Origin of the sequence: Butyricimonas sp. RTP31003st1_G1_RTP31003_210430 (assembly GCF_040920905.1) — a bacterium.
In the GTDB taxonomy this organism is placed as follows: domain Bacteria; phylum Bacteroidota; class Bacteroidia; order Bacteroidales; family Marinifilaceae; genus Butyricimonas; species Butyricimonas paravirosa.
Genome location: NZ_JBCOSQ010000102.1, coordinates 1 through 10,079, shown reverse-complemented (window position 1 = coordinate 10,079; position 10,079 = coordinate 1). Strand labels below are relative to the sequence as shown.

Below are 10,079 nucleotides of genomic sequence, written 5' to 3'. Positions count from 1 at the left end.
CCATGAGGCTTCGCAAGATTTACCTCGATGAAAACGAAAGGAAAAGAAGAAGCAAAACGATAGAATAACTCAAAACCACCTTCGGGTGGTTTTTTTATTTATTTTCTCTCCCCAAATAAATTTGAATATTATTTCATATCTTTACAAGGCAGTACTCGTCATTAAAATACCAAGTCATGGAAACCGAAAAGAAAGCAACTGAAAAGAATGTCGAACTTACCACCGAGAAGAAGTTGCGGAACGTGCGTACGTGCCTGTATATCCTGATACTTGCAGCCATCACAAAACTGGCCATGACCGATTTCACCGAGTTATCATACCAATCTTGGATCAGCGTGATCATCATCGTGCTGGTCATCATCCTCGTTCTAGCCATAGAAAGAGGTATCCGCAAAAAGTTGAAAGAAGAAGAGTAACCCCTATATCGTCATTTTCACCTGAGAACCATAATCCACGTCATCCGTGAATGCCTGATTAAAATTATATTTTCCGGCATAAATCAATGCCGCCCGGATCGTCCCTCCGTGAGCGAATACACACACCTTCTCGTGTCCCGTCTCCTTCAAATCATCCAAGAAAGCCGACACCCGGTTATACTGTTCCAGAAAACTTTCCGCCCCTCCGGCAGGCATACTCAACCAATCATCATACCATTCCTGCAAACGAGGATCTTGAATCTCATCCCAACGTTGCCCCTCCCAGCTCCCAAAATTCAATTCCTTCAGCCGGTCATCCAGAATCGGATTTTCGTAACCACAGTAAACCGCCAACTTTCTGCAACGTTGTAACGGACTGGAATACACCGCATCAAAGCTCTCCCCTTTCAGTCTCTCCCTCACCTTCCCTGCCTCTTCGAGGAAAGAATCGGCCACGTCAACATCCGAATTCCCGTAACACGTTCCCGGAATAACCGCTGTTTTCGTATGTCTGATCAAAAATACTTCCATATATAAATCGTTTATCTTGTAAAATTCGCCATTTTTTCGATATATCACGAAAATTTACCAATAAATTTAATTTCATAAACAACCAATCAAACTCCACTTGAAATTTACCAAAACAATTCACGAATATTCAATCTTTTGGCAAAATACAGATAAATAGTTGAGAATGTATATCTTATATCCAAGAACAATTACTACATTTGTACAACCCAAGTAAAACATACTGCTTATAAGGTGTAATCCATCTAAAATATGGATAGAACAACTAAAGAATGAAATGTATACCCCAGATTCCCTAGTACAAAAAATCATGGATAGTTTACCCTAACAAAGGCAAGAGTCGCTTGAATAATCAAACGACTCCGTAACTCCTTTAACAACTTGGTTAATGAGCTAATACAAAGATCAGAATAATATTTAATATTACAATAGAAAAACAACAAATTAACAATTCACATAAAACCAACAACACACAAGTCTCTTAACTTCCAGTCTGACTTCATTTAAACTTGACCTTCACCAATCGGGCAGACGTCTCTTCTCCCAACGAAAGGGCAAACTGTTTAAATATCTGCCGTAATAACGGGTCTTGCGTCTCCCGGATCATCTCTTCCGGAACGGGTTCTAAAAGCGCATAAAAATAGTCCTCATCTGCCGAGAGAAAATGAATTTCCAAATCGGGATCCGCTTTCCAATAAATCCCCGAATCCTTACCCCGGGCATAAAGGAAATTATACGCCTCTGCATGAGGTCCGCAACTGGTGAAATAAAAGAATTTCCCGCCTTCACACAAATAAATTGGCATCTTGTAATAATCCGCCCTCATGTAATCCTGCAACATCAAATCACCTTTTAACATCCCGTAAGTATCCGGTATCCCCCGTTTGCCAAAATCAAAGGTGTAGGCCTTCTCCAACTCTCCTTTCGTATTCACCCGGTAACACGCGTTATCACCTCCTTGCGTGCGAATCAGATAAGTATTACCTACGGCCTGCGATACGAGGAAAATATTCACCGTGAACCCGACCTGCGGAATAGAACTCTCCAACTTTTTCCCGTTTTTGTCAAACCGGGTCACTAAGAGGTGTCCCCGTTCAAAATTATTGGTACAAGGAGCCGAGATCGAATAATAATAAAACCCTCCATCCGGAGCCGGAGCAATCTCTTCAAACAATTGTAGAGGCTTGTTCATCGGGAGACGCTCAATTTCACGCCCATCATTCAAATCAAAAAACACGACTTCACTATCTCCATGCGCAAACAACAATTTTTTCTGATCCACACTGATACAGGCATCCTGATGATAAGGACATTCTTTCCCTTGATTATATTTCATTGAAAATTGATATTTCCCGGCAGCATCAAAACACATCACCTCCCGCCCGTACACAAGAAACAAATCCCCATCAGGTCCGATCAGCAATTTTTTCCTCATCCATTCCAATGACTCGGCATCAAAACGCTGTTTAATCGGGATCACTTGTATTTCCTCAATCCAGTCCGCCAGATCGGTAACCAAAGTACATTGTTCCAACGGCCGCAGCGCCCGAACTTGTTCTTGGGCAGAAAGCGTATGCCCCCAAAAGCCCAGACAACAAAAGCAAAAACAGATCATCATTGATTTCATTTCCATAAATTGTTTTGGTATCCTACAAATTTATCACAAATATCTGTAAATACGTTGCTTTTAACCGATTTATAAACGAATCAATTCCCTCCACACCTAGGGGTGCTCAAGTTCATCATTGTTCGCTTTAAACTCTTCTGCCCACTGGTTCAATTTTGCTTGCAATAATTGTTTATTAGGCAGATAGAGTGCATATTGCGTAGCGTAAATATTAGCATCGTCCGGTAGTGTCAGTTTCACCAAAGCCTCATTTTGTTCTTTACAAAGTAAGATGCCAATAGTAGGTTTCTCAAAAGACTGCTTCACATATCTGTCATAATAATTGACATACATTTGCATCTGCCCCAAGTCTTGATGTGTCAGTTTATCTATCTTCAAGTCAATCAAACAATAACACTGTAACAAGCGATTGTAAAATACTAAATCAACAAAAAAATGTTCTTCATTAAACGTGAAACGCTTTTGTCTTGCTTCAAATAGGAAACCCTTGCCCAATTCAAGTAAAAAATCTTGTAGCTTATCTATGATTGCTGTTTCCAATTTACTTTCTGAATATGCCGTCTCTGACTTCAATCCTAAAAATTCTAACGTCAAGGGGTTCTTTATAAGATCCAATGATTTTTCTACTGTTTGGCCCTCCTTTGACAAACGAACGACCTCATGTTTGTTGCGACTTAATGCCAAACGTTCATACAGACTGGAATTCACTTGGCGCTGTAACTGCCGGACACTCCATTGTTGCTGTGCACATTCTATCTCATAAAAACTACGTTCAGAAGGATTTTCTATACGCATCAATATCAGATAGTGTGACCAACTTAGCGTAAAACTCTTTTGAGAAATTTGCGAGAACGCTTCAAACTTACCAATTTCGTAAACAGTGTTTACGAAATCCTTTCCAAGTGACTTTTTCTGAATCGGATCAATCATGTTTACCGAATCTGCATAAACCAAATAAAATTTTCGATAGAGTGTCAAATTCTCAACAGACCATCCCCTTCCGTATTTTTCTATTAGTTTTTGAGATAACTGTTTCAGAACAGATTTCCCATATTCAGCCCGATGCGCCCCCTGTTGTTCATCCTCAACAATATACTTACCTGTTTCAAAATTAGCATATACCATTGTGATATTTACCGTAGATGCAATATTTTTACGTGCAGTCTCTATTAATAAAGAAATTCTAGCGAATAGAGCCTCTGCTCTTTCATCTAATTTTCTATCTATGTTACAATTATCCATTTCCTTATTCTCTGTTACTTAGAATTTTATTAACACCTAGTATTCGCTATATTTCTGCAAGCATTTTATATTTATCTCGGTCATCTCATTCTAAAATGTCTCGTAGTTATATGCCATCAAGAGTTACAAAAATAACAAAAGAAACTGATATTTAGCGAGCTTTTATACTGAAAATCAGTGCCATTAAGTAATTTTATCCCAATAAATCAACATCAATACAAATCTTCATGCTGCCTTTTGTACTTATTCATGCCAACGTCAATTCTGAATTTGTTTACGATAGATGATCAATACCTGATCACTACCTAATACAATATTTTCAATAACTTGTTAATATACTTTATGAACCTTATTCTATATAAGGTTCATATAAGGTTTCTATAAGGTATCTATAAGGTTTATGACGGTAATCATCCGGTATTCATCAACTAATAAAAATGTAATCGGAACTAACGTCAGCACTAATCATGCATCATCTCGGACATAAAAAGCACCATTCTCCCGTGTATTCCACGTTAGAATGGTGCCTTTCTCAAAATTCAAACAGCTATACTAGTATCTTTTGAAATCAATACTTTTGATCTTGCACAACCCGGACCAGCTAAAGCCGGGAACCTCCTCCACGATAATATTATTCGGATCATTCATCACCTTGTACATTGTCAGCGTTCCTCCCGTCTCCTTGGGTAACGAGGGATCGTAAGTACCCACGTAGAAGAAATCATCACCGGCTCCCACGTCAATCAAAATGTCGTAGTGTAGCAACGTTATTTCCTGACCACCAAAATCCCTAAGTAATTGCACTTTTTCCGCCACGTAATCATACGCGTACAGTTTCGAACCGGTAGCGTAAATCAAATAGGTTCTTTGCGCACTAACCCCGAAGAATTTCGCCTTGTCAATATCCGTGGCTTTATCCAAAGAGTATTTTTTCTTCTTCTCGATACTTTCCCAGCCCCACTGGTACTTCAACGCATAGCAATACAAGTAGTAACTCCCCTTGCTATCAGTCAACACGGTAAACGAATACCCGTCCAACAAACGACTACTTATACTTGTCACGTAATCCAGCCCCGTTTTCCAAGAGAAAATTTCCACGTCATCCCGTGTATCTTTCAGCGTGTCACAATATCCCACAGGTGACCCGTAAGATCTTCCCCCGGTATAAACAAAACGTTTCGCATCATTATTGTACAACATATAATAATACGCCATAGCCTTCGGATTATAAGCAATCTTGTCGCCGATAGAGAAAAGATCGTAAGTTCCCTGATAATGATTCGCCGGATTCTGGAATACGGAACTGGAGATCAAGAAACCGTTATGAAACAACTTATTATCAATAATTGCTGCCCTGTTATAGCTACGAAGTTGAGCAACCTCCTGAAGAACGAAATGATCCAATGCCTCCGGGTCATAAAAATTATACTTCAGATGCGTGTGGTCACCTCCCTTGAAATTATCCCGATCCAAACGGTACGTACCGTCTTCCGTCGAAATGTGAATCATGTTATCCCTGTAATTATCAACCACCCATACCTTCACCGGACCTCTCAACACGGGCAGTCCGCTATCGTGCAACATATCTTTCAACACCATCGTGTCCACGGAATAAGTAATCATGTCCAGTTGGGCCTCCCCGTTACTATTCTCCCCGAGAATAATCCAACCGCTGGTAAGTAAATCTTGAACCTGCATCGCTGTCGCATTCCAATATTCCATTGTATTCAGCGTATCCGTCACCTTAAAATACAACGTGTAGGTCTCCGTTGGCAGACTTACAGGAAAGACCAAATCACGCCCATTCCCAAGAGGGTATTCTGTAAAATCGACTCCATTAGACCGGGCCACCCACTCGAACTTCAGATGCGTGTTTTCCGCCAACTTGAAATCAATTTCGGGTGAAATCCGGAGCGTGTCCACGAACGACGTGAGGATATAAGCCGTGTCAAAACCACGATCACCGATAGTGATTTCATTAAATTCATGGTAATCGTAATTCCCTTTATCATCATAACATCCCATGCATAAAGCTATCGCGAATAGCACGAGTAAACTTAGTTTCTTTTTCATAACTTTCATTATTCAACATTACTAAATTAAAGGTCCCACGGCCATTTTCACCGGATTACCATCTTTGTCTTTCTCGTCCTCGTAAACGGTCTGCCCCTTCGCCTCCATCTCCTTCAAGTATTTATCCAACCCTTGGGCATACGTGCGCTGTCTTTCCATATCCATTTCGATCACGTTATCAAAATCAGCCATCTTCAAACCGAACATCTCGCACAGTAATTTGACTTTCTTTTTAGAGTAGGGGCCAAAATAATTCACCGTCCACGCCTTCGGCATGAAAACCTCGTCTGAAAGTCCCACCACGTGACGGACCACGTTCTGTATCTCTTTCGTGTAATCCTTGTCTTCCAAGGGTCTCCACACATCCATCGGTAACGAGAAATACTCGTTTTCCATCAACTGCAAGGTCACGTAATACGTGGAATCCAGCATTTTCGCCTGCCGGAATCCCGTGAATTCCACGAATCCGTCACGTTCCCCGGCGGCAATCATGTAGCGTTCCTCCAAGGGAGCGTAATCCTCGTTCACTAACGCGGTAGTCAACGAATCGACAACCGACACGGTAAAATAGCGGTCATAATTTACGACATCCCCCATCACCCGGACTTTCAATCTCACCGTGCTATCATTCTCCAATAACAGGGAAAAGGGAATCAATGTCGTGTCCATATGAGCCCAAATTTCCGGGTTACCGTACAGGCTGGGTGGTACTTCCTGTACCGAGAAATAAACCCCGTCTTTCCCCTCGTAATCCATCATTTCTTTCTCACATCCAAGAAATGACAAAACGACAACCAATAGAAATATATATTTTTTCATACGAAGAAATTTTAATTATTTACCAAGATCGTTTTCTTTTCTATAATCCTGTTCCGACTTCGGCAGGTCAAACAAGTAAAAGCGTTCTTCCATGGAAACAACGTTTCCCTGTTTCTCGCCGGATGCAATCTCGGTTTTCCCCTTGCGTTTATAAAGCCAGAATAACTGTCCTTCACCCACAAACTCCCGCTTGTACTCTTGCTCGATACTCGCAGTCAGATCGGCATCATCCTGAATGTTTTTCACATTACGTGCCGTTCTCACCGCATTCAGATAATTCCGTCCCTCTTTCGGGTCCGGACAGCACTCGGCCGCAATAAGATACACTTCGGACACCCGGAGTACAGGCATGATATAACGATAGCCCTTGCTAATTTTCGTTTTCGTGTCAATATCATCCACATCCTTGTACTTGATCACGTGGAGATACGAGTTATTATCCGGATCAACCATTTCCGCAAACCAGTATGCAAGCCGGAAATCATTGTCATCCCCGTCGTATATATTCTGCATAATATCCTTATCAATACGTAACACGCTACCTTGTTTCAAGTTAGCCCCGAAACCGACCTCGTAAACGCTTTCCTTTCTTTTCAGGTTATACAGGCCAAACAAGATTTCACTTTGGAAAATACGATCTTCTCTATCTGTCGTCACCACTTCTTCCCGGGTCACGAAGGGGAACCATTTATGTTCCTCGTGTATCCCGCGAATCATTTTCTCCGCATACTCCCAAGCGACCTCCTTTTCCCCGCAGTAGAGAGCCACACGGGCCAATAAAGCCTGGACGGCATAGTAATTCAGACGCATGGAGCGATAACGCATGTCATTCACGCCCCCTTCCGGATCATCACCCCACACGGCCCCTGTTTCAATCACGGGGTCATACCCGGTCAACGACTCCTCCGCATTTTTCAAATCTTCCATGATCAGCCGGGCGATTTCCTTTGCCGGTAGCAAGGGATTCACCTTTGTCTCGGAAGTCAAAGCATAAGGGATACACTCTTTTTCCTTGTCCTTGCTATAACTGGGACCGAATATACGGAACAGTTCGAAATGTAACAAAGCACGTAGAGCCAGAGCCTCTCCCTTGATCATGTGATAATAGGTATCATCCAACACATTCCGGTCGGATTCGCAATGCTCCAGTATCGTATTGACGTTATTCAAAAGGGCGTACGACCGATTCCAACAACCACTCACGGCATTATTCCGGGTCACGTTATCAAAATCTGCCAAAGATTTATAACTATGATCCTTCTCCCGGCAGGTATAGTATTGTGCCAAAATATCAGTCATTCCCCACGTCAGAGTTTTCCCGTACATACTTGAATTCAACAAGTCTATATAAATACCATTCAACGCCGTCATGAATCCTCGGGGAGTACGGAAAAGATCGTTCTCCATGATCCGGTCCTCCGAACTGACTTTCAACCAATCGGAGCAAGACAACGTGAGGGTGCCAAGCACCACACACACTAATAATTTCAATTTTCGTATCATATCCACACTTGTTTTAAAATCTTACACCTAAGGAAAAACTTACCGAACGGGCAAAAGGATAATCCAAACCCCGTTCCTCTTTAAAAGAAGAGATCCGGAAAATATCATTCATGTAAACCCGGAAATTCATTCCCTGAATTCCCGCTACCCGCAACCATGCAGCGTCCATATCGTAACCGATTGAAATGGATTCACCGGAAAAAGTGTTCTCCGTCACCACGAAACGGGAAGACATCGGCGTGGAAGAATAATCATCTATCGCCTTGAATTTTGCCTTATCTCCCGGTTTCTTCCAACGGTCGTACAAAGCTCGTTTGTCTTGATTCCTACCGATATTGTCTTGGGTGATATTCTCCACTTTATCATACAATGCCGAGGCCATGGTCTCTTTGCCCAAGCTATAACGGAAACTGAAAGAGGCAGACAATTTCTTGTAATAGAATGACATTCCGACAATTCCCTCTACATCCGGAACGGATGATCCCACGATCACCTCGTCGGACGCGGAATACAAGAAAGTTTGCGTTCCATCCTTTTTCAAGAAGACTTCACGCCCGGTAGCCGGATCGATTCCCAAAGAAGGAACAGCCCACAAATCGTCCGGACTACCACCCTCGTAATAACGATTTAAGGCAGTAGAACTCCCCACCTTGTTCAAGTAATCCAATTTATCCCCGATGTCACGATATTCCGAATGGTTCGCCCGTGCGTTCATGTTTACGCTGCAAGACAAATCCTTTTTCCGCAGAAAAACATAATTCAATGTTCCCGTCCATCCCCTGGAAATTTGCCTTCCCATGTTCGTGTACAAGCTCGTCGCCGCGGCAGAAGGAGGCATCCCGATGGAAACCAGCAAAGGGTCCGTATCTTTGAAATAATAGTCAAAAGTCACACGAATTCGGTTGTTCAGAACAGACAGATCGACACCGATGTTTTTATCCACGGTTCGCTGCCATTCCAAGTTTTTATTCCCGTACTTCTGAATCAACGCACTCGCCCCGAACATATTTTGCAACTCGACATTATACACGTAGGTCTTTTGTGATATGTAGGCATCGAAGTTTTCGTTTCCCGGATTACCGATTGATCCCCGGATTTTCAAATTGTTGATCCACCCCAATTTCTTTATAAATTCCTCGTTATGAACATTCCATGCCAAACCGACAGCCCACGTCGTGGAGAAAAGTTTGTTGCTGCCAAAAACGGAAGTCCCGTCAGCACGCAGGTTGAAGTCCATCAGATAACGATTGTCATACGAGTAGTTCAAGTTCATGAAAAAACTAGTGGAACGTCGACGATCTTTCGAGTAAGTAGGCTTTTGATTTTCCCTGAAACCCGTGGAATAGGCAGGATTCTTGTGGAAGTCATCGTTAAACCCGACCACGCTGTAACCGGATGCTTCCGAGCGAGATTCACTAAAAGACCATCCTCCAACAAAGTTTACTTGATGAACATTCTTAAATATTTTACCAAAGATAATGTTCAAATCACCATTGTACGAGAAGCTTTCATGCTGATTAGACGAGAAAGAACCCTTCTTCAATTTCTCCGTCTCCAAAAAATCCGTGTGATTCGGGGACTTGAATGCTTCTGTTTTCGAGATGCTCTTGGATATTCCCAACCGAGCCCGGAGTCTCAGGGCATCGAAGGTAGTCCATTCCATCGTGAAATTGTCCCTCAACGCAAGATCCTTGGTTGTATTCGTGTTTTCAATGTTCCACACGTACAAGGGATTCAGCATATCCTCCCCATACAACCCTGTCTTTCTCTCCAAATACATGGGAATTGTACCGTTTTCCTGTCTTTTCCGGTAATACGGGTTTGCTCTTGAAAACTCGGAGAATGCCACCGGCTCCCGGTCAGAATTAGAG

General features: G+C 42.3%; 7 protein-coding genes and 1 pseudogene. 1 reads left to right on the top strand and 7 read right to left on the bottom strand.

Going from position 1 to position 10,079, the window contains the following annotated elements; genetic code table 11:
• Positions 1-176: 176 nt before the first annotated feature.
• Positions 177-416 carry a hypothetical protein gene (locus AB5542_RS20080; RefSeq protein WP_087419687.1) on the top strand — a complete coding sequence of 80 codons (240 nt, stop codon included), beginning with the start codon at positions 177-179 and terminating at the stop codon, positions 414-416.
• Between the two features lie 3 nt (positions 417-419).
• Here the strand turns inward: AB5542_RS20080 and cobC are convergent, their stop codons facing one another.
• The 7 genes and pseudogenes from cobC to AB5542_RS20045 form a co-directional block, all read right to left on the bottom strand.
• On the bottom strand, positions 420-947 hold the full coding sequence (gene cobC, locus AB5542_RS20075; protein ID WP_087419686.1) for an alpha-ribazole phosphatase: 528 nt from the start codon (positions 945-947) through the stop codon (positions 420-422).
• 496 nt (positions 948-1,443) lie between these two features.
• Positions 1,444-2,577 (bottom strand): hypothetical protein, encoded by a 1,134-nt coding sequence (locus AB5542_RS20070; protein ID WP_279038557.1) that lies wholly within the window; start codon positions 2,575-2,577, stop codon positions 1,444-1,446.
• Between the two features lie 90 nt (positions 2,578-2,667).
• Positions 2,668-3,813, bottom strand: a complete 1,146-nt coding sequence (locus tag AB5542_RS20065; RefSeq protein ID WP_279038558.1) for a YhcG family protein — start codon at positions 3,811-3,813, stop codon at positions 2,668-2,670.
• Positions 3,814-4,365: 552 nt separating this feature from the next.
• Positions 4,366-5,886: a PKD-like family lipoprotein gene (locus tag AB5542_RS20060; RefSeq protein ID WP_279038559.1), complete on the bottom strand. Its 1,521-nt coding sequence runs from the start codon at positions 5,884-5,886 to the stop codon at positions 4,366-4,368.
• A 21-nt stretch (positions 5,887-5,907) separates the two neighbouring features.
• On the bottom strand, positions 5,908-6,705 hold the full coding sequence (locus AB5542_RS20055) for a DUF4843 domain-containing protein (protein ID WP_279038560.1): 798 nt from the start codon (positions 6,703-6,705) through the stop codon (positions 5,908-5,910).
• A gap of 15 nt (positions 6,706-6,720) precedes the next feature.
• Entirely contained in the window at positions 6,721-8,208 is a 1,488-nt protein-coding gene (locus AB5542_RS20050; protein ID WP_279038561.1) for a RagB/SusD family nutrient uptake outer membrane protein, read from the bottom strand.
• A 13-nt stretch (positions 8,209-8,221) separates the two neighbouring features.
• Positions 8,222-10,079, bottom strand: a pseudogene (locus tag AB5542_RS20045) (SusC/RagA family TonB-linked outer membrane protein); the annotation flags it as partial.

Excerpts from the sequence above, each read along its gene's own strand:
- AB5542_RS20080 (WP_087419687.1), top strand. The coding sequence starts at position 177 with ATGGAAACCGAAAAGAAAGCAACTGAAAAGAATGTCGAACTTACCACC.
- cobC (WP_087419686.1), bottom strand. The coding sequence starts at position 947 with ATGGAAGTATTTTTGATCAGACATACGAAAACAGCGGTTATTCCGGGA.
- AB5542_RS20070 (WP_279038557.1), bottom strand. The coding sequence starts at position 2,577 with ATGGAAATGAAATCAATGATGATCTGTTTTTGCTTTTGTTGTCTGGGC.
- AB5542_RS20065 (WP_279038558.1), bottom strand. The coding sequence starts at position 3,813 with ATGGATAATTGTAACATAGATAGAAAATTAGATGAAAGAGCAGAGGCT.
- AB5542_RS20060 (WP_279038559.1), bottom strand. The coding sequence starts at position 5,886 with ATGAAAAAGAAACTAAGTTTACTCGTGCTATTCGCGATAGCTTTATGC.
- AB5542_RS20055 (WP_279038560.1), bottom strand. The coding sequence starts at position 6,705 with ATGAAAAAATATATATTTCTATTGGTTGTCGTTTTGTCATTTCTTGGA.
- AB5542_RS20050 (WP_279038561.1), bottom strand. The coding sequence starts at position 8,208 with ATGATACGAAAATTGAAATTATTAGTGTGTGTGGTGCTTGGCACCCTC.